Annotated in this window: 17 protein-coding genes and 1 riboswitch; of the genes, 6 read left to right on the plus strand and 11 right to left on the minus strand. The window is 63.5% G+C overall.

The window, feature by feature from the left end; all coding sequences use genetic code 11:
- Position 1: 1 nt before the first annotated feature.
- The 6 genes from xseB to ACQY7R_RS09415 all read right to left on the minus strand — a co-directional run bounded on the left by xseB (position 2) and on the right by ACQY7R_RS09415 (position 8185).
- On the minus strand, positions 2-361 hold the full coding sequence (gene xseB, locus ACQY7R_RS09390; RefSeq protein WP_152099753.1) for an exodeoxyribonuclease VII small subunit: 360 nt from the start codon (positions 359-361) through the stop codon (positions 2-4).
- 44 nt (positions 362-405) lie between these two features.
- Complete coding sequence (xseA, locus tag ACQY7R_RS09395; RefSeq protein ID WP_428305344.1) at positions 406-1635, minus strand: exodeoxyribonuclease VII large subunit; 1230 nt, start codon at positions 1633-1635, stop codon at positions 406-408.
- A gap of 119 nt (positions 1636-1754) precedes the next feature.
- Complete coding sequence (locus tag ACQY7R_RS09400; RefSeq protein ID WP_428305345.1) at positions 1755-2528, minus strand: type II secretion system protein; 774 nt, start codon at positions 2526-2528, stop codon at positions 1755-1757.
- Between the two features lie 105 nt (positions 2529-2633).
- Complete coding sequence (locus tag ACQY7R_RS09405; protein ID WP_428305346.1) at positions 2634-4217, minus strand: hypothetical protein; 1584 nt, start codon at positions 4215-4217, stop codon at positions 2634-2636.
- Positions 4218-4289: 72 nt separating this feature from the next.
- Complete coding sequence (locus ACQY7R_RS09410) at positions 4290-6098, minus strand: PEP-CTERM sorting domain-containing protein (protein ID WP_428305347.1); 1809 nt, start codon at positions 6096-6098, stop codon at positions 4290-4292.
- Positions 6099-6329: 231 nt separating this feature from the next.
- Positions 6330-6537, minus strand: a riboswitch (cobalamin riboswitch).
- Between the two features lie 100 nt (positions 6538-6637).
- A complete protein-coding gene (locus tag ACQY7R_RS09415; RefSeq protein WP_428305348.1) occupies positions 6638-8185 on the minus strand; it encodes a hypothetical protein in 1548 nt (515 codons plus the stop codon).
- Between ACQY7R_RS09415 and ACQY7R_RS09420 the strand changes: the two genes are divergently transcribed.
- Complete coding sequence (locus ACQY7R_RS09420; RefSeq protein WP_428305349.1) at positions 8184-8318, plus strand: hypothetical protein; 135 nt, start codon at positions 8184-8186, stop codon at positions 8316-8318. The two genes, ACQY7R_RS09415 and ACQY7R_RS09420, sit on opposite strands and share 2 nt — an antisense overlap.
- Positions 8319-8392: 74 nt before the next feature.
- On the opposite strand, the gene ACQY7R_RS09425 is transcribed toward ACQY7R_RS09420, so the two are convergent.
- Positions 8393-9421, minus strand: a complete 1029-nt coding sequence (locus ACQY7R_RS09425) for a DUF3500 domain-containing protein (RefSeq protein WP_428305350.1) — start codon at positions 9419-9421, stop codon at positions 8393-8395.
- 165 nt (positions 9422-9586) lie between these two features.
- A complete protein-coding gene (locus ACQY7R_RS09430) occupies positions 9587-10309 on the minus strand; it encodes a metallophosphoesterase family protein (RefSeq protein ID WP_428305351.1) in 723 nt (240 codons plus the stop codon).
- Positions 10310-10778: 469 nt separating this feature from the next.
- Between ACQY7R_RS09430 and thiC the strand changes: the two genes are divergently transcribed.
- Together thiC and ACQY7R_RS09440 are read left to right on the plus strand one after the other, a co-directional pair.
- On the plus strand, positions 10779-12125 hold the full coding sequence (thiC, locus tag ACQY7R_RS09435; protein WP_428305352.1) for a phosphomethylpyrimidine synthase ThiC: 1347 nt from the start codon (positions 10779-10781) through the stop codon (positions 12123-12125).
- Positions 12126-12272: 147 nt separating this feature from the next.
- Complete coding sequence (locus ACQY7R_RS09440; RefSeq protein ID WP_428305353.1) at positions 12273-12725, plus strand: heavy-metal-associated domain-containing protein; 453 nt, start codon at positions 12273-12275, stop codon at positions 12723-12725.
- A 199-nt stretch (positions 12726-12924) separates the two neighbouring features.
- On the opposite strand, the gene ACQY7R_RS09445 is transcribed toward ACQY7R_RS09440, so the two are convergent.
- Together ACQY7R_RS09445 and ACQY7R_RS09450 are read right to left on the minus strand one after the other, a co-directional pair.
- A complete protein-coding gene (locus ACQY7R_RS09445; RefSeq protein ID WP_428305354.1) occupies positions 12925-14430 on the minus strand; it encodes an MFS transporter in 1506 nt (501 codons plus the stop codon).
- A gap of 227 nt (positions 14431-14657) precedes the next feature.
- Positions 14658-15461, minus strand: coding sequence for a polyphosphate kinase 2 family protein (locus ACQY7R_RS09450; RefSeq protein WP_428305355.1), 804 nt, complete (start codon positions 15459-15461; stop codon positions 14658-14660).
- A gap of 265 nt (positions 15462-15726) precedes the next feature.
- Here ACQY7R_RS09450 and ACQY7R_RS09455 point away from each other — a divergent pair, with 265 nt between their 5' ends.
- Positions 15727-16812, plus strand: coding sequence for a methyl-accepting chemotaxis protein (locus tag ACQY7R_RS09455; protein WP_428305356.1), 1086 nt, complete (start codon positions 15727-15729; stop codon positions 16810-16812).
- A gap of 73 nt (positions 16813-16885) precedes the next feature.
- Positions 16886-17623, plus strand: a complete 738-nt coding sequence (locus ACQY7R_RS09460) for an SDR family oxidoreductase (RefSeq protein ID WP_428305357.1) — start codon at positions 16886-16888, stop codon at positions 17621-17623.
- A gap of 3 nt (positions 17624-17626) precedes the next feature.
- On the opposite strand, the gene ACQY7R_RS09465 is transcribed toward ACQY7R_RS09460, so the two are convergent.
- Entirely contained in the window at positions 17627-17809 is a 183-nt protein-coding gene (locus ACQY7R_RS09465) for a CPXCG motif-containing cysteine-rich protein (protein ID WP_428305358.1), read from the minus strand.
- Positions 17810-18120: 311 nt separating this feature from the next.
- On the opposite strand from ACQY7R_RS09465, the gene ACQY7R_RS09470 reads away from it, so the two are divergent.
- On the plus strand, positions 18121-18906 hold the full coding sequence (locus ACQY7R_RS09470) for a PEP-CTERM sorting domain-containing protein (RefSeq protein ID WP_428305359.1): 786 nt from the start codon (positions 18121-18123) through the stop codon (positions 18904-18906).
- Positions 18907-18992 lie beyond the last annotated feature (86 nt).

Genomic DNA, 18992 nt, shown 5'->3' on the forward strand with positions numbered 1-18992 from the left:
GCTAGAACAAACTGGCCTCATCGTCCACGCGGGCGGCGTCCGATCCGGCCGGCCGGGCGGTCCGCCGGCGGCTGCGGGAGGCCGATTTCTCGGATAAATCCTCATCATCGGCGTCGTCGAGGGGGACCGTCTTGGCCCGCCCCTCGGCGTCGAGCGACTGGACGAGTTCGATCCGCCGCTCGGCATGGCGAAGGAGCTGGTAGCAGCCGTTCAGCCGGCTGACCCCTTGCTCGTAGGCGGCCAGCGAATCGCCGAGGCCGAGCTTGCCCCCCTCGAGCTTGGCGACGATTTGCTCGAGCTCGGCGAGCGATTGCTCGAAGGTGAGTTGTTCGGCTTCGGCTTCTGGTTTCTTCTTGGCCACGGCGCTGCCTGGTGGAGTTGCGAGTTGCGAGTTGCGAGTAAAGGTTATTGGTCGTCTGTCGATTCGACAATGCTGACGGCTGTGCCTTGTTGAAAGCGGGTGACGAGGCGCTGGCCTGGTTTCAGCTTCGCGGCGGAGGTGATCAGCTTCGATTCGCCTTGGCGGAAGGTGAGGCTGTAGCCGCGGCCGAGGACGCCGAGCGGGCTGAGCGTTTCGAGTTTCGCGGCCATCGTTTCGACGGCGCCGCGGCGGTCGCGGAGGAGCGTTTGCGAGGCGGCTCGCAGCCGGAGCGCGAGTTCGTCGAGCCGGCGACTGCGGAGATGAATCGCTTCGAGCGGTCGGCTGAGCGAGGGGCGGCTGGCGATCGCGTCGAGGCGGTGCCGGTAGTGGGCCGCGCGAGTGGTGAGCGCGGTGCGGAGGCGGTGTTCGAGGCTGCGGAGGGCATCGTTCAGATCGGCGGCGGAGGGGACGACGCGCTCGGCCGCTTCGCTCGGGGTGAGCGCTCGCACATCGGCGGCAAGGTCGGCGAGCGTGACGTCGATTTCGTGACCGATGCCGGAGATTGTGGGGATCTTCGACGCGGCGATCGCGCGGACGACGGCCTCTTCGTTGAAGCACCAGAGGTCTTCGAGGCTACCGCCGCCGCGGGTGACGACAAGGACGTCGATCTTCGGCTGCACCTTATTCGCCGCGCGGATGCCGGCGACGATTTCCTCGGCAGCGCCGTCGCCCTGCACGCGTGCCGGGAACACGAGGACCTCGACGCCGCGCCACCGGCGGTGCATCACTTGCAAGAAGTCGCGGATCGCGGCGCCGGTGGGGCTGGTGACGACGCCGATGCGGCGGGGAAACGTCGGCAGGCGACGTTTGCGGGCTGAGTCGAACAGCCCCTCGGCAGCAAGTTTGTCGCGACGCTGGCGGAGGGCGAGTTCGAGGGCGCCCATCCCTTTAGGCTGGAGTTCGTCGACGACGAGCTGGTAGCTGCCGCGCGGCGGGTAAAGATCGAGCCGGCCGCGGCAGACGACTTCGATGCCGTCGTGGAGGGCGAGTTTTAATCTGGCCGCCGTGTTGCGCCACATCACGGCGCGAAGCTGGGCGCCGTCGTCCTTCAGCGTGAAGTAGCAGTGGCCCGACTGCGGCTGCGAGTAGTTAGAAATTTCGCCAGCGACCCAGACCGAGGGGAAGTTCTCCTCCATCACCCCCTTCAGCCGCGCGGAGAGTTGCGTGACGGAGAGGATTTCGTTGGGGTCAGGCTGTTGGCGGGCGGCGGGCATGCTTGGTTGAGCGGCAGTGGTCCGTTGTCAGTGGTCCGTTGCTGGGCAACCTAGCAGATTGAGTGGGGAACCGCCAAGGACGGCGAGAGCGCGAAGAGCGCCAAGCGAATGCAATCGTTTTATTCGGGTTCGCCGTACATGGAATTGTCGGGCGAGAGGAAGCCGGTGCCGGTGGCGATTTGCTTGGCGCCCTGGTAGTCGTCGGTTTCCGTAAATCGTTCGGCACGGACTTCGGCGTGGCCGTCGCAGAAGGCGACGCACGTCGTGTCGAGATGCCGGTAGCCTTGCGTGCCGGCGTAGCGGCCGTTGAACGCGTCGTCTCCCTCGCTGTCGAACGGCGCCCGCATAAATTTGTTGGCTCCGGCGGCGTACTGGCCGTCGCCAAAGATCGCGGTGCGGGTCGGGGCTTGAATCGACTTTTGCGTCGCCGGCTCGGGGATGTTCTCGCCTTCGCCGTGACCGATGTAGCTCGTGTTGTAGTTGTAGCCGGTGTAGGGATCGATGGCCCAGTTCGCGGCGCCGTCGAACGATGGGCACTGCTGAATCTCCAGCGGCCCAGCGTCCTCCCACAAAATCCCGGGCACGACGTACGCCGCGGCGGCGGGCGGCTTGATCGTGGTGAGGTCCCAGCAGTAGGAGTAGTGGACGCCGTCGCGTTGCTCCGAGTAATACGCGATTGGATACCGTCCGGCGTGGCGGTCGGCATACATGTGGGCAGCGAGGGCCATTTGGCGGAGATTGCTGAGGCACTGCGTCCGCCGCGCGGCCTCGCGCGAGTTGCTGACCGCGGGGAGGAGCAGGCCGAGGAGGATCGCGATGATGGCGATAACTACGAGCAGCTCGACGAGGGTGAATGCGGGATGCGTGGCGCGGTGAGTTCGGCGGTAGTTCATGGGTTGAGTTACCGACGAGGTTTGAAGCGCCGCAGCTGCTGGTTGCAATTAAATGAACGTGTGGTTCCCTCCCCTTGAGGGGGAGGGGGCCAGAGGGAATTTCTTTTATGAGCGCCGAGGTTTGCGACATGCAAACGGGGCTATGACCACGAGTGCCAGCGCGAACGCGCTCGGTTCTGGAACTTGCACAACCGCCGTGCTTGCATCGCCGTTCACTCCAAAATGCTGCTTCCACACATTCAGGTCCTCGGCATCGACAATCCCCGGCGAGGCGGTTTCGTTGTGGAGCGGCGTCGCTCCGCCGAATGCGCGTTGCCAGGCGAGGAAATCGGCGCCGTCGACGAGGCCGTTGTCGTCGTAGTCGCCGGGCAGGGACGCGGCGGCGGTTTGGACGATCGCGAGCCACGCTTCGCCAGCGGTCCAATCTTCGAGCACCGCCATGCCGGCGGTCGCGTCGAAGGTGAACGGCGTCTCGCTCCAGGCATCGTCCAGCCACGCCAACACCTGCAGATCGCTGCCGTCGCCGGCGTAGTCGCTGCTTACGCTGAGGCGGTAGTCAGCGGCGAACGCGACCGGGGCGTCGCCGACGAGAGTCGTCACTTCCAGTGCGAAATTGGCGAGCACATTCTTACCGGCGAGCGCGGCGAGGGCAGTCTCATCGGCGAGCGGGCCGGTGGTCAGCTTCGCCAAGTCGGCGACGGCGGAGAAGTCGGCAATCACCGCCGACTTCGTCGGGTCAGCCGTCCGCTGAAAGAAGAGCCGCGTTCCCGCGTCGACGTTGGCGGGGGTGATCGAGAGCGAATCGCCAAGCGTCATCGGCCGCACGTCGGCAAAGCCGTCAATCTCGCCATCGCGGAACTGGGCGGTCGCCTCGACGCGCACGTACTGAATCGACGAGAACCCAGAAGGGGCAAGGTCGATTCCCGTGCCGCCGCCGGAGTTGAGGTACATGCCGATCGCGTTGGCCGCTGAAATTTGCTGCCCCTGGATGCCGAGCACCGCATCGAGCGTCGGGTTCACCGGCTTCGTGAAATCGGTCGGCGTCGAGGTCCAGCCGTTGCCGATGGCGTCGTACTGCGCGCCGCTCCACTGCGTTCCCTGCGTCGGGAAGGCGGTGTCGCCGTACGGCCCGTTCGCGTAGGTGTACCAATTGACGTTGTCAGGGCTCACCGAGATCACGACCGGCTCGGCGAACAGGCCGCCGACGAGGTTGTACGCCCGCATGTCGCTGGAATCGCTGACGAAGCCGTTACCGATGTAAAACGAATTGCCAAAAACGTTCAGATCGATGCCGTACGGGTTGACCGGATCATCGACGATCGGCTGATCGAATTTGACGGTAATAAAACCGTAGTCGTAGCCGCCGCCGTTCGACCGCCGGCTGAGCGTGGTGATGATTTTGTTGCCGTTGAGATCGCGGTTGTACGCGGGCTCGACGATTTTGATGTGATAAGGCGCCGTGCCAATGACGGGGTCGTTGTTGTTGGCAACGCGGGTTGGTTCGCCGAGGACGGCGAGTGAATCGTTGTAGAGGGCCGCGCCGCCGAAGGCGCCATTGTGGGCGACGAGCGTTGTGGCGTAGGGACTTTGGGCGGCCGCGGTCGAAGCAAGCGAGGCGGCCAAGCTCAGGGCTAGGAAGAACCGCCCTGCCGACATGCGCCGGCAGGACGGGGTCGTGGAAACATGCATGGGACTTCCTTGATTGGTTTTGTCCGTGGTCAGTCGTCCGTTGTCAGTCGCTGAATGCCGCTCAATGGCGCCTCACCGTTGGCGACGGCGGATGGTGAACATCGCCAAGGCGGCAGAGGCGGCGAGTGCAAACGCGGCGGGCTCGGGGACTTGCGCGGGCGTCGGCACGGCCGGCGTTCCGCTATCGCCGGTCATGAAATCGACGTAGCTCCAGCCATCCCACGAGCCATCGGTCAGCTCGCGACTCGAGAAGCCAAGGCCCGAGTAGCCCCACGCCGGCGCGGCGGGGTCAGAGATCCAGTAGCTCCAGTAACCGGTGAACCAACCTTCGCGGTAGTAGTCGTCGCTATCGGTCGCGGCGCCCGTCTCGACGCCCTCGAAACTCGAAACGAACGAACTGCCGTCGCCGTCGGCGTCGTAGCCGATGCCGAAGATCGAGTTGCCGAGGCCGCCGCCGAAGGAACTCGCCCGCAGGTAGAGACGATTGTCGCTCCCAGAAAAAGTTCCCAACTCAGGCCCGCCGTCGCGTTCACGCACGAGGGTCGTGCCGGCGATCGCGCGGAACATTTGCTCGCCCGTCGCCGTGCCATCCCATTGGTAGCCCCACACATAGCTCGCATTGCCCGCGGGGTAATAAAAGTCGACGACCAGCGCCGCGCGGTTGCTGCCTGTGCCGACCCAATAATCGACGTCGCTGAAATTGAACGCGTCGTAAGGCGAGGCCTCGACCGCCGTCGGGGCAGCCGTCAGCACCAACAGGGCGATCGCCAAGCAGCGCGACCGGCGACGCATCAGCAAACCGACGGCGCCAGCGCCCGCCGCCATCAGCAGCAGCGTCGCGGGCTCCGGCACGGCGGCGTAGGCGGTCACCGCACCGTTTTGGTAATAGCCGAGGAGTAACTCGCCAGTGCCGGCGTTGTAATTCCACGTTGGCGGTTGGAGCGAGTCGATCGTGTCTTGCGGGCTGGCGATCTTGCGCAGCACGCTCGCCGGCGAGTTCCCGTTGATCGGCGGCGCGGCTTGTGGATTGGCCAATGCGTCGGCGATGGCGTCCGCGCTGATCAGCGCGGCGTAGCCTTTGTCATTCGAGCCGCCGAAGAAGTCGGCGCCGCCAACGAACATGTTGCCCGAACCGTCGAAGCCGAAAGGGTAGGCCGAGAGCAAATCGGCGACCGGCGTGCCGGTGGCTTCGAAGTTGAGCGGGGTGTTCGTGGCGAGGGCGTTTTGCCAATCGGCGGCGGCGAAGGCCTTGATCCACCCGGTCGAGCTGCCGCCCGTGTTGTAACCGTAGCCGTTGCCGGTGTAGAGGTTGCCGGCCGCATCGATCGCGACGCCGGCAGAGGCGCCGCCGATGTTGGTGATCACCGGAGTCATCGTGGCAGTTTGCGTATCGAGGATCTCGACCCGCGGGCCCGACATGCCATTGGCGATGGCGAGGTAGCGGTTGTCGATCCAATCGCCGGCGAAGTCGTCGCCGTTGAAAATGGTGACGCTCGCGGGATTGGCGGTTTCGAAGACGGCGATTGTGCCGCCCGCGTTGCTGCCAGCAGCGGCGCGGGTGCCGTCAGGCGAGACGGCGAGGAATCCGGGGCCCCAGGACATCAACGAAAAGCCGGGGATGTCGCCGAGCGAATTGAAGGCGCCGCTCTTGGGGGCCGTCTCGACGGAAACGTTCACACCATTGAGCAGCAGGAGCCGACCGTCGGGGATGGCGTCGAACAGGACGTTGCCGCCCGAACTGTCGCCGCCGGCGGGGAGGGTAAAGTTGCGAGTCGGCTGGTAGGCGTCGATGCCGACGGCTTGAGCATGTGAAGGGGCGTAGCTCGCCGCGAGCATGAGGGCGCACGCGAGCGCCGCACGGAACCGTAAAAGTCTCGTCATTAGCTGAATTCCAGCTGCGGCTGTGATCGCCGCATGGCCTAATCGCGAGGCCGAGGTGGGCAGGAGTCTGCGCGGGAAGTTCGCTCACGACGAACAGCCAGAAGGGCAAGAACTGGCAAAACGCCCTCGACGCCGACCGCCACGCAGCGGTTCAGCGAAAATGAGGCGCAAGAAGCCAGGTCCGGCCCGTCCTAAACGCGAAGACGGAAAACGGGCGCCCGACGCATAGCGTCGAACGTTCGCTCCCAGGCCGGTCTTCTGGCTTCAGACATCTCGGCCGATCGCCTTCCCATTTCGAGCGAACTCGAAACAGTGGCATCAGATCGGTCGATCAAACGTCCATCACAGCGGCGCGTCCGCGTCGGATTCTCACCGACTTCCCTTCGCGGCGACTCGGGAGTCGCCACGGGCTTTCGCCGCCCGAGAGCAGTGGAACAAGATAACTGGCGGGGAGCGGCGATGCAAACGGATAGGTTTGCCGCATTGAATAGAACCGCCAAGAGCGCTAAGGGGATGCACTCTGAGTCTGCGCGGCCGCATCAACTGATACGCAGCAACTCGCACGCCTGCTGATAGCCGGGCGCAGGATAGCCGTACTCGCTCGCGGTGACGCGGGCCAGCGCCACTAACTGCCGCGCACGGAATGCGGGGCGGGTGGCGGCGTATTCTTCGGTGACGGTGCGGAAGTATTTTTCGGCGTGGAGGGCGCCATCCTCGCTGACGGCGTACTTGCGCATCAGATCGAAGATGGGCGCCGCGGGCAGTTCGAGTTGGCTGTAGCGATCGACCAGCGCGCAGGCGAGGGCTTGGTCGTTGGCTTGGATCGCGCGCTCGGTTTCCGCGAGGAGGGCGACGCCGTTGGTTACGTCGTCCAATTCCTCAAGCTTTTCCGCATACGGGAAGTGATCTTTGGAAACGTAGCGCATCTGACCGCCGGTGTGGTACGCCCCCACGATATAACTGGCCACCCGGTTCCGAGGGTTGGCGACGCGGGCAATGTTGCGCCACGCGTTGGCGGCGTCGGAGGCGTGCACGCCGGGGGAATCGCCATGGACACAGCCCGCCGGCTTGCCCGCCGCGGTCTGCTCAGGGCGGCGGCCTGGGTCGTGTAGGACGAGCATATTCGCAGCGAGCGAAAGCGCTTGGCCGATCGCCTCGGGATCGATGCCTTCGGCAATCGCCGCAGCAACGGCGGTCGCCGCTTGTTCCTGCGTACCGGCGAAAATCTCGCGGGCTAGCCGCTCGACCCATTGGTCGTCGACCGGACGATTGCCGAGCGGCTTGGCGAGGAGGCGGTGCTCGTCGAGCAGGCGAGGCAGCAATTCACGAACGCCGGAGTGCGGGTAGTTCTTGTCACGCATCCGCTGTTCGGTATCTAGGCAGTATCGAACCGACTGCCGCAGCAATGTTTGAGCGTACTCCGGCCCCGCCAGACCGAGCATCACCCAGGCCCGCCAGGACAGAACCACTCGATGAACGTCGGGTTCGTCTTGGACCGCGACTTGAAGCTGATTGAAAGCATCGGCGACCGAATCGTTGGAAAGCCGCGCGAATTGATTTTCGGCGAGGTTCCAATCAATCGCACGGATGGAAGCGCGCAGTTCATCGGCACCTGGCGCGGCGCCGGATGCGACATCTACCGGTTGAAGGACATCGTGGTGATCGGCAGCTTGATCTTGAATGCGGCTGCTGTTGCGGTACAGGACCTTCATCACCGGCAACGGGCGTCGGTCGATCGGAAGCTCGTCGGCAATCTGCAGCGCCGGAGCCAGCGCCATAAACGTGTGGAACCCGGTGTAATCTTGGCCGCCGAAGGCACGCGCGTTCGCGAGCGCGCCTGCGCAGACCAACGTCTTAAGCTCAGCGCCCGCGGCAAGACGCTCGGCGAGCAAGGGCATCAGCCGATCCGGCGGCGTTTCTTGCATCAGCGCGACGAGAGGCTCGAGCTTCCCGAAGGTGAGGCGCTTCGTCGGTTCGTCGGCGAAACCGCCGACGATGCCCAACTCCAACGAGGCGGTCGCCCCCAGGCTAGCAACCAACATCCCGCGACCAACGTCAGCGAGGAATTCACGACGGCGACCGTTCATGACTACGGCTCCGAACGGAAGAGAGGAGGATGTGCCGTTCTCAGCGACAACGGCGATCGATCCAACCTACTCCAACGGGCAGCATGCGAGCGAACGGCCGGCGCAGAAGGCCGGATTGCGCGACTTGAACTAGCCTACGATGAGCATCGTGAGCTGGGAGAATGATTCGGCGAGACGAACAGCTGCCAAACGCTGATCAGCGAATAGCTAGTCAGCCACGCCGAAGTCGTGATTGAGGCTCCGCCACACCGAGTGGATGTGGTTCGCAGGATTGCCGGCGGGGTCGGATTGGATGTTCACCAGTTCGAGCAGGAACGTCGGGCCCTGGATGCGGTAGGCGTGGCCGACGCCCGGTTTTTCGGCGCCTTGCCAAGCGAAGTGGACGCGATCGAAGCCCGAGGCGTCGATCTCGGCGAGACGGGCGGCGGCAAGTTCGGGCGCCTGGTTGTTGCAGAAGGCGGCGAGCAGCGAGCGGAGCGTCTCTTTTTGGAGATCGGTCAGTTGCTTGGCGGGAATCCCCTCGGGGGCGGAGCGGGGTGGTTCCGGCTGTCCGGGGCCGCGATAGTCGGCGGGCGGCTTGTCGGCGGTGATCGCTTCGGCCCGTTGCGACTGGTCGAGGCTCGTGAGCAAGTCGAACGCGAGTTGTTCTTCTTGGGCAAGCGTCCGCGTGCCGACTTCTGGGCCGCCTTCGACGAACGTGATCAGCGTCGCGGGGTTGGCGCCCCAGAAGCTGGGCGTGTCGCCGACGATCGTGCCATCTTTCACCGCGATGTTCTGCGAGAAGTGGTGGCCTTCGAAGCTCCACCCCCAGGCGCCGGCGTCGGTTTGCTCGCCGAAGATGGTGATGAAGTACCGCTCGGGATCGCGGAGCGGAGCGCCCTGCACGTTCTTCTCGCCTTCGCGGAGGTTGTTCTCGAGCGACATGATCTTGAGCGCTTTGCCATAGCCTTCGTCGCTGAGGCCGGAGTGGAGCAGGTCGAGGGCGAGTTGGCGCTGTTCGGGCGAGAGGGCGCGGAACTCGACGCCCTTACGATCGTCCTTGGGGATATTGTGCCAATCGCGACGCTGTGGCGAATCGAACGCAACGACGGCTTCGGTGCGCTGCTCGGGCGTGAGCGCGGCGAGGAAGGCGTTCGCGGCGGCGGCCATTCCCTCGGCGCGAGACTGCGCGAGTGCGGGGGCAACTTGGAGTAGTAGAACGACGACGCAGGCAAACTTGGCGGCGAGGTGAACCATGAGGCGATTGCTCGCGAGAGTGGAGGAGGGGGACGCGACGCCGGTAAGTGTACCCGGCGGCGGTGGGCGATGCGAACGGCGCAGCAGAGAAGGACTGGACGCGGATCATGGAGCGCGCGGCGACGTCTACCGGAATGGTTGCCGACCCCCGGGCGGAGCCCGGGGCTAGAAGCGCAGTGCCGCAAGCGACTTGATCGGCGGGAGGTCGGCGGATTGGAACTCGCCGGTTTCTTTGGCTTGCCAGACGCGGCCGGTGGTGACGTCGAAGCCAGTCAGCCAGCCGCCGCCATGGCAGTAGGTGTCGATGCAGACGAGGTGGCCGAGGTTAAGGATCTCGGCCTGCTTGTTGGCGGTGTGGCCGACGACGCCGGTTTTGCCGGAGAGATGGGCTTCGGGCGTGTGCCACTTAAGCGATTGCCAGCGGAGGTCGCGCCACGGTTGGCGCGTGAGCGGGCGGCTGGCGAGGTAGTTGCCGTGGGCGAAGAAATGCGTGGGGCGTTCGACGACGTCGCCCCAGGTGCGGAGGAACTCAACGTGGTCGGGCTTGATGCCGCCGACGCCGAAGTTCTTGCCGTACGAGTCGAGCGTTTCGGCGCCGCCGTGGACCAGCCACTCTTGGATCGGCATCGTGCCGTCGATCGCGTCGAGCATCATCTGCTCGTGGTTCCCCTGGATGCACTCAACGCGGCAACGTTCGCCAAGGGCGATGATCTGGTCGATGCAGTCGCGGCTATCGGGGCCGCGGTCGACGACGTCGCCGAGGAAGATCACCGTGTCGTGCGGGGTGAGTTGCAGGCCGTCGAGCAGCGTCTTCAAGGCTGTGTTGCAGCCATGAACGTCGCCGACGGCGATAGTGCGGGGAACGGGCTTCACGATGGGGCGGGACACGATAGTTATTTGGACGGCGAATCGGAAGGGCGGCGTTAATATCGGAACCGCCGAGGGACGCAAATGAACACAGATTTCAAATGCGGGAGATCTTCACGAAGCAGCGGCGCTAGGTGGATTCGCGACGTGCATCCTTGCAGTGTGCGGAGCGGGGGTGCCAGGGGAGTAGGTCCATTGTTGCCGGGGGACAGTCGACGGGCAATGTCAGCAATCCCTTGGAAAGATTACGTTTCGGCGCAGTTAGACAAGGATTGGGCCGTTGCTTGAGAGGCGAGGCGCGGCCCTTTGCCCGGAATCGCTCGGCGGTTGAACCCTGGCACTACCGGCAGATTGACATTCAAATTGAGACCGATAGGATGAACTGACTAATTCGGCCCGAAGTGCAAGGGCCGCTTGACTTTCCAGCATTTTCCTCGCTGCTGCCGCGGCCTCGTCGGCGGGGCGACTGACTCTAGAGGATCGCCCTTCGATGGCTGAACCGATCACCCAGTTCGAGCATGCCCGCGCCGGCAACATCACCCGCGAGATGAACTACGTCGCCGAGCGCGAGTCGCTGCCGGCCGAAACGATTCGCGAGGAAGTGGCGGCGGGCCGGATGGTGATTCCGGCGAACATCGTCCACGCGGCCGGCCGGCTCGAACCGATGGCGATCGGCATCGCCGCTCGCTGTAAGGTGAACGCGAACATCGGCAACTCAGCCGTCACCAGCGACATCGACGGCGAGCTCGAAAAACTCCACACCGCGGTCCACTACGGCGCCGACACGGTGATGGACCTGTCAACCGGCAAGAACATCGACGGCATTCGCAAGGCGATTATCGAAGCCTCGCCGGTGCCGATTGGCACGGTGCCGATTTACCAGATGCTCGAACAGCTCGGCGGCGACATCGAAGAGATGCGGCCGCAGCATTTCCTCGACATGGTCGAGCATCAGGCGAAGCAGGGCGTCGACTACATGACGGTCCACTGCGGCGTGAAGATGGAGCATTTGCACCTGACGATGGGCCGCACCACCGGCATCGTGAGCCGCGGCGGTTCGCTGATCGCCAAGTGGATGATGGCCCATAAGAAGCAGAACCCGCTGTACGAGCACTTCGAAGACTTGTGCGACATCATGCGGCAGTACGACGTCACCTGGAGCCTCGGCGACGGACTGCGACCGGGGTCGCTGGCCGACGCGAGCGACAAGGCGCAGTTCGCGGAGCTCGACGTGCTGGGCGAACTGACCCGCCGCGGTTGGGCCCGCGGCACGCAGGTGATGGTCGAGGGACCAGGCCACATTCCGATGGACGAAGTGGCGATGAACGTCGAACGGCAGATCGAGGTCTGCGACGGAGCGCCGTTCTACGTGCTCGGGCCATTGGTAACCGACTTCGCGCCAGGTTACGACCATATTACGAGCTGCATTGGCGCGGCCCTGGCCGGTTGGGCGGGGGCGGCGATGCTCTGCTACGTGACGCCGAAGGAACACCTCGGCCTGCCGGAGCAGGAAGACGTCAAGCAGGGGATGATCGCCTACAAGATTGCGGCTCACGCGGCCGACATCGCGCGGAAACGCAAGGGCGCCCGCGATCGCGACGACGCGCTGTCGAAGGCGCGGTTCGAGTTCGACTGGAACAAGCAGTTCGAGTTGTCGCTCGATCCGGAAACGGCCCGCCGCTACCACGACGAGACGCTGCCGCAGGATACATTCAAGAGCGCCCACTTCTGCAGCATGTGCGGGCCGAAGTATTGCTCGATGAAGATCACGCAAGATATCCGCGAGATGGCGAAGAAGGGCGAGTTAGTCGAGCTTTCGGAGCCCGTGGCGAAGTAGCGGTTTTTTCTTTCGGAACCGCCGATGAAGCTGAACTGTGGGAGGCGTCTCCGACGCCGATAACGCATACCTCTTCGAATGAGCTGCGGTTTGCAATCCTGCATCGGGGTCGGAGACCCCTCCCACAAAGAGTTAAAGGAGCATGCGATGAAACGGTTGGCTTGGTTGGGTGCGGCGCTGTTGGCCGTTGGTTGCGGGACTTCGTCCGTCGACGTGGCGAAGACCGGCGATGCGAACGCGCCGGTTGTGACGGTGGCCAAGTTCAATGAAGCTGGCGCGCCGACCGTCGACTTCAGCGTGCCGGGGATGCACTGCGAATCGTGCGTAGCCCATGTCGAGGGCATCTTGGCCGCTCAGCCGGGCGTTAAGGACGTCGAAGTCGATCTTAGTTCGCTGACGGCGAAGGTGGCGGTTGATGACAAGGCGTTCGACGGCGACAAGGCCGTCGCGGCGCTCGTCGATATGCAGTTCGACGACGCGAAGGTGATCACCGCCGAAACGGCGGCCGCTGCGAAGGCCAAGGCGCAGGAGCAAGAGCAGTCGGCGGCGCCTGCAGACGAAGCGCCGGCTGAGCCCGCGAAAGAAGCGGCGAAGAGCTAAAGCGAAAGGCCTTCACCACGAAGGCACGGCGGGCACGAAGACGCGCGAAGGAAGTAAGGGAATACGGACCGCGGATCACGCGAATTGTGGCAAATCGAGAGTGCTGCACTGCATTCCATTCGCGCAGATTCGCATGATCCGCGGCTTTTCGTTAGTGATGCTCGCCGTAGCAGCCGCATCGTCGCGACCTCTCGTCGCGCTATGCAGAGGGCGGGGGGGTAGCGTCTGCCTTCGGGTGGTAAAACAGCACAATCGGCAGCATCAGCGCGGCGATGAACAGGAAGGCAGTGCAACGCGGCCAGCCGTTGGCTTCGATGAGCGAGGCAATCCAACCGTAGATGACGCCGTTGAGCACGATGCCGACCCAGTTCGCCTGATTCATGACGGCGATCATGCGTCCTTTCTTTCCCTCGGGCGGCGCCTGCTGCATGAAGACTTGCAGCGGCACGGCGAAGCAGCCGGTTGAGATGCCGAGGAAGAGCAGCGTCGCGAGTCCGCCATAGTAGCCGATCCATTGGCGACTTTCACCGATGCCAGGCAAATGGGTTAGCTTGCCATCGGGGCCGATAAGGTCAGCCGGGTCGCCGCTGCTGGGGATGGCGAGCAGAAGCATTGAGATCAGCATCCCCAAAGCGCCCGCCTTAAGGACGCGAAAGTCAACCTTCCCCTTCGAGGCGAGGCCGCCGATCGCGGCGCCAGCGGCGATGCCGACGCTGACGATGCCGAAGAGGTAACTCGTGGCGACTTCGCCAACTTGTTGATCGATGAGCCCTGCCGCGGTGACGGCCGATTTCACCATGCCGGCGAGCATCCAGAAGAGGCTCGACACGATGAGAGCCATCAAGAGCGGTCGATCGGCGCGGAGCAGGGCGCGCATGTCGGGGGGAACAGTGAACGACGACCATTCGAACTTCATCTCGGGGTTCGCGGCAGGCAGGCGGCGGACCCAGAGAGACGAGATAGTACCGACGACGGCGATCGAGATGCACGCGACCGACGCAAGCCAGAGCTGCGTTTCGAAATATTCCTTCAGCACGCCGGCCACGACGCCGCCAAGGATGATCGAGAGAAAGGTCGTCATCAAAATAAAACCGTTCGCCCGCGGCAGGTCCGATGGGCGAAGCATTTCCGGCAGGATGCCGTACTTAGCCGGCCCGAAAAACCCGCTATGCGTCCCCATGAGGAACAGCACGACGTAGAGAAACGTCAGCTGGCCCGGCACGTAGTAGTAAAAAGCGATGGCGCCGGCAGCCATGATGAAGACCTCGGCCACCTTGCACCAAATGATGATCGAACGCTTGCCGTAGCGATCCGCGAGATAGCCGGCATAACCAGTGACTAATAGGAAGGGGATGCCGAAGATCATGTCGGCGGTCCCTTGGCGGTCTTCGACCTTGCTCTTCTCGGCCGAGGCGTCGCCGAGCGGCGCCTCGGCGTTGGCGCCATTTGCAACCGCGGCTGGCGGCGCGCCCGCAGGCGGAGCTTGCTCCACAATCGCTGCGGCGCTGATGGTGATGACCGAGAGGAACATCACGATCTGCTTGAAGAGGTTGTCGTTAAACGCCCCCAAGAACTGGGTGACGGTCATGCCCCAAAAGCTGGGATCGTGATAGAGCGTTGGCAATTTGTCGAAGTCGATATGACGACCAGTCGACGAGGGAGTGGACTGATCGATCGCTGCCGCGGCATGTTCTGGTGAGCTCATGCCGGGGATTATGGGGCCGGCGGGGCAGGGCGGCAAGGCGGATCGTCCTGCGTGGGAGGATTGACCACGAAGATGCGAAGGCTTGAAGGACGCACGAAGGAGGCGGGGGGAGGAGCCCGCGAATCACGCGAATTCGCGCGAATGAAGAATCAGTGAATTGAATTTATCTGCGGTGATTCGCGTAATTCGCGGGCTGTCTTTGCTTCCTTCGCGAAACGCATATCGCGTCACACGACCTTGATCTGTTCGAGGCCCGCTTCCTCAGCGGGGAACTGCGGATTCATCTTTTCCAGCGTCTCACGAAGCAGATTGCTCACCACGAGGTTGCGATACCACTTGCGATCGCCCGGGATGATATGCCAGGGGGCATGCTCGGTGTTGCAGCGGGTGAGGGCGTCGGCGTACGCCTCTTGGTAGTCGTCCCACAGCTTCCGTTCGTCGAGATCGGCCTTGGCGAACTTCCAACGCTTCGTGGGATCGGCAAGGCGGGCTTCCAGTCGTTCGCGCTGTTCGTCTTTGCTGATATGAAGGAAGCACTTCACGACCGTCGTGCCGTTCGCGGCGAGGTGACGTTCGAAGCCATTGATCGCTTCGTAGCGGCCGCGCCAGACCGACTTGGGGACTAGCTTGTGAACGCGAACGATCAGCACGTCTTCATAGTGCGAACGGTTGAAGATGCCGATGTGCCCGCGCGCGGGCGTCGCTTTGTGGATCCGCCAGAGGAAGTCGTGTTCGAGTTCTTCGACGCTCGGCTGCTTGAACGCGGTGATGGCGAAGCTGAGCGGATTGATGCCGGTGGTGGCGGCGCGGATCGTGCCGTCTTTGCCCGAGGTGTCCATTCCCTGGAGGACGAGCAGGACCGAACGTTTGTTTTCCGCATACAGGCGGTAGGCGAGTTCGCCAGAGATCGCGGTGTTCTCAGCGATCCGCTCGGCGGCGGTCTGCTTGTTCCACTGGCCGTCGATGTGGCGCGGATCGAAGTCAGCCAGTTTCACCGGCGCGTGGCGTTGGGGGATCAGCGGTTGGGTCATGGGAGCCTGGTCGCGGGCGAGGTGCAACTGTCGCGGATTTCGACACATAAGTTCAGCCGCTGAATTGTAGTCGACGGAATGTGCACACGCTTGGTCCGCCGACGGCATAACCGTTAGAAGCGGCGCCAGGCGATGTGAAAAATCGACTCGGGAAATGCGCACGGCAGGTGGCTCGCCACGGGGACGAACCTACATTTTTTCGTTGACTTCCCCCGTAGGCGGCGTGGTTGTGAAGTCCTCCCACGGATCGAACAGCGTGACCACTATGTCAGCGACCATTCTCACCGACAAATCGACCATCGCCGGCGACCAAGCGGATAATTGCCGCGAGCGCTCGTTCTCCGAGCTATTGGGAGATTTATCGAACTCGCTCGACGCGGCAATCGGCGAGATTCGCGACATCAACACGAACACGAAGTTGCTGTCGCTCAACGCCCGCATCGAAGCGGCCCGCGCTGGGCTGGCTGGCGCCGCCTTCGGCGTCGTCGCGCAAGAGATGCAAGATCTCTCGGCGAAGACGGCCCAAGCGGCCGATTCGCTCGCCAATCAAACGAAGCGCGTCATCGAAGAATTAGTCGATGTGCTGGGAACCAAAGTCCGCGGCACGCGGCTGACCGATATCGCGCTCACCAACATCGATCTGATCGATCGCTGCCTCTACGAACGGACGTGCGACGTGCGGTGGTGGGCGACCGACCAAAGTGTCGTCGATGCCCTCGCCAATCCGACGGCCGAAGCGCTGCGGCATGCGAGCCAGCGGATGGGTGTTATCCTCAGCGCGTACACCGTCTACTACGATCTGGTGCTGTGCGATTTGCATGGCCGAGTGGTGGCCAATGGTCGGCCGCATGAATACAAGTCAGTCGGCATGAGCCAAGCGGGCGAGACTTGGTTCCGCGAAGCCGCTGCGAGCGGCTCAGGGGACGAATTCGGATTCCAAACGGCCAATCGGTCGCCGCTGGTCGACGGCAAGTTGTCGCTGATCTATTCCTGCGGCGTACGGCAAGACGGGAAAGCCGACGGCAAGTTGCTGGGCGTGCTGGGCATCGTCTTCAACTGGGAAGCCCTCGCGCAGACCATCATGACGAGCGCACCAGTCGCTGAAGAGGAGCGGGCCGCGACCCGCTGCGTCATTACCGACGGCGACGGCACGATCCTCGCCGACTCGTGGGGCAAGCAACTGCAGGAACGGCTCAGCCTGCCTGACCTCTCGAGCATTCTCGCCGAGCGGAAGAATTTCACGACCGGCGACTATCGCGGGCAGGCTTGCTGCATCGCTCACGCGCAGGCGCCCGGTTTTGAGACCTATTCGACTGGCTGGCATTCGCTGGTGATCCAGCCGGTGGATTGAGCGCTTGCATGATGTAGCCGGAGGCGAGAGATTGGAATGGCGATCCATTCCCCGTCTCACGCGAGGTTGCGTCATGAGCGTCGAACAGAAAAGCGTCATCGTCACTGGAGCGTCACGCGGCATTGGTCGGGCAATTGCTGAGCGGCTCGCTGCGGATGGTTACGCCGTCGTCGTCAACTACGCTGGCAATCGCGCGGCGGCCGATGAAGCGCTCGCCGCCATCAGTGCGAGCGGCGGCAAGGCGATTGCCGTGCAAGCCGACGTTGCGAAGTCGGCCGACGTCGTGCGGCTATTCGACGAAACCGAAAAAGCCTTCGGCGGCGTCGACGCGCTCGTCAATAACGCCGGCGTGATGAGCATGATTCCGATCGCCGAAACGGAAGAGGCGGCGTTCGAGCGAATGTTCAACGTCAACGTCCGTGGCACGTTCCTCACGCTGCGGGAAGCGTGCAAACGGATGCGCGACGGCGGGGCGATCGTCAACTTCTCGACTAGCGCCACGCTGCTGCAATTGCCGGGCTACGCGACCTATTGCGCCACGAAGGCGGCGGTCGACGTCTACACGATGATTCTGGCGAAGGAAATGCGCGGGCGTTCGATCCGTGTGAACGCTGTAGCGCCGGGGCCGGTGGCCACGGAGTTGTTCCTCGATGGCAAGTCGCCGGAGACGGTCAGTCGGTTGGCGAACCTCAATCCCTTCGCCCGGCTCGGCGAGCCGGAGGACATCGCGCGGGTCGTGGCGTTTCTGCTGAGCCCCGAAGCGGGTTGGATTAACGGGCAAACGGTCCGCGCGAACGGAGGGATGAATTAGCGACTACTCCGCCTCGCCCCAGGCGTTTGCGTCGCCTTCGTCGTCAAGTTCGATATGGATCACCTGCGGGTGGCAGCAGACGGGGCAATCCTCGACATAGGACTGCGAGTGTCCCGCCGCGACGTCGACCGGGATGACGATTTCCTCGCCGCAGTTATCGCAGATATAGGTGGCTTCGTCGTGCATCGGCTTCGTGCCTGCGGGAGTGGAATCGGAAAATAGCGAGTTGAGAGAGTCTCGCGCAGAAGATTACGCAATCTTAAGGCCCGGCCGAGGCAGTGCAATCATTCGCCGTGAATTGGGGTGTTCCCTTGCAATTTGCAGGTGAATTGCTCGGCTTTTCTCGCAACTTTCGCTGCCAGCAACTGCTGTTTGTTTGCACAGGTCGGAATGGCTGCCTACAATCGGTGCTCGGGCAACGTGCGGCAAAAATCCGCAACCGGCCCGCGCCGAACCCATTGATTAGCACCCGGCCGCACAACGAGGAACAGCGACTAATGGTTAAGACGGGACACTTCTCTCGGTGGAGCGCGCTCGCGCTGATTCTGGCGATCTGCTCGACGGCGTCGCTGCAAGCCGCCTCGGTGAACTACGGTAACTTCGGTCCGGTCGCTCCGGGCGTTACGTTTCTGAACGTCGTCGAATCCTCGGGTACCGACGGGGTTCCCCTCTACAACTCCCCCTCGCCGTTCGCGACGGGCCTCAACTTTACACCGACGGTGTTCACGTCGTCTTCCACTGGCGCCGGCGCGGACATCACGGACGGTCAGTTGAACTTCACGATTCACGGCCAAGACGGCAACGGCAACAACGTCGCCATCAGCTCGATCAACCTCTCGGAAAACGGCGCCTACACCTTGGCTGGCGTCGGAACCGCGGCGACCCAAATCTCGGTCGGCGCCATCATGAACGTCAAGATCACCGAGATCGACGGCGTCGCCGTGGCCCCGATCACCGTGATCGGCAACGCCTCGCTGGCGAAGAACTTGGTGTCCGACGCAGGCGTCGCCTCGCCTTGGGCGCTGAACGTGTTCATCGACGTGCAGAACCAGCTGACGACGCTCGGCGTGCCGTTCGTCACGGGCGCCACGCGGGCCGACGTCGTGTTGAACAACACGTTGGTCAGCATCAGCCAGGCGGGAAGCGCCGCTTCGGTGTCGAAGAACAATTTCCAGATTTCGATCGTCCCGCAATCGGAAGTCGTGCCGGAGCCGACCACCCTGGCAATGGCCGGCTTGGCGCTGTGCGGCGTCGGCTTGGCTGGCCGCCGGAAGCGGTCGTAAGCGACTTGCTGCGACGCTCACGAATGAAACTTAAAGGCCCCGTTCAAACGAACGGGGCCTTTTTTATGCGCTGACATTAGCGAATG

This window comes from Lacipirellula sp. (genome assembly GCF_965279485.1).
GTDB lineage: Bacteria > Planctomycetota > Planctomycetia > Pirellulales > Lacipirellulaceae > Lacipirellula.

What these genes read in the sequence shown, in the direction of transcription:
- ACQY7R_RS09450 (WP_428305355.1), bottom strand. Translation starts at nt 15,461, where the DNA reads ATGACCCAACCGCTGATCCCCCAACGCCACGCGCCGGTGAAACTGGCT.
- ACQY7R_RS09420 (WP_428305349.1), top strand. Translation starts at nt 8,184, where the DNA reads ATGACTACGGCTCCGAACGGAAGAGAGGAGGATGTGCCGTTCTCAGCG.
- ACQY7R_RS09405 (WP_428305346.1), bottom strand. Translation starts at nt 4,217, where the DNA reads ATGCATGTTTCCACGACCCCGTCCTGCCGGCGCATGTCGGCAGGGCGG.
- ACQY7R_RS09410 (WP_428305347.1), bottom strand. Translation starts at nt 6,098, where the DNA reads ATGACGAGACTTTTACGGTTCCGTGCGGCGCTCGCGTGCGCCCTCATG.
- ACQY7R_RS09440 (WP_428305353.1), top strand. Translation starts at nt 12,273, where the DNA reads ATGAAACGGTTGGCTTGGTTGGGTGCGGCGCTGTTGGCCGTTGGTTGC.
- thiC (WP_428305352.1), top strand. Translation starts at nt 10,779, where the DNA reads ATGGCTGAACCGATCACCCAGTTCGAGCATGCCCGCGCCGGCAACATC.
- ACQY7R_RS09445 (WP_428305354.1), bottom strand. Translation starts at nt 14,430, where the DNA reads ATGAGCTCACCAGAACATGCCGCGGCAGCGATCGATCAGTCCACTCCC.
- ACQY7R_RS09465 (WP_428305358.1), bottom strand. Translation starts at nt 17,809, where the DNA reads ATGCACGACGAAGCCACCTATATCTGCGATAACTGCGGCGAGGAAATC.
- ACQY7R_RS09470 (WP_428305359.1), top strand. Translation starts at nt 18,121, where the DNA reads ATGGTTAAGACGGGACACTTCTCTCGGTGGAGCGCGCTCGCGCTGATT.
- ACQY7R_RS09415 (WP_428305348.1), bottom strand. Translation starts at nt 8,185, where the DNA reads ATGAACGGTCGCCGTCGTGAATTCCTCGCTGACGTTGGTCGCGGGATG.
- ACQY7R_RS09455 (WP_428305356.1), top strand. Translation starts at nt 15,727, where the DNA reads ATGTCAGCGACCATTCTCACCGACAAATCGACCATCGCCGGCGACCAA.
- xseA (WP_428305344.1), bottom strand. Translation starts at nt 1,635, where the DNA reads ATGCCCGCCGCCCGCCAACAGCCTGACCCCAACGAAATCCTCTCCGTC.
- ACQY7R_RS09425 (WP_428305350.1), bottom strand. Translation starts at nt 9,421, where the DNA reads ATGGTTCACCTCGCCGCCAAGTTTGCCTGCGTCGTCGTTCTACTACTC.
- ACQY7R_RS09400 (WP_428305345.1), bottom strand. Translation starts at nt 2,528, where the DNA reads ATGAACTACCGCCGAACTCACCGCGCCACGCATCCCGCATTCACCCTC.
- ACQY7R_RS09460 (WP_428305357.1), top strand. Translation starts at nt 16,886, where the DNA reads ATGAGCGTCGAACAGAAAAGCGTCATCGTCACTGGAGCGTCACGCGGC.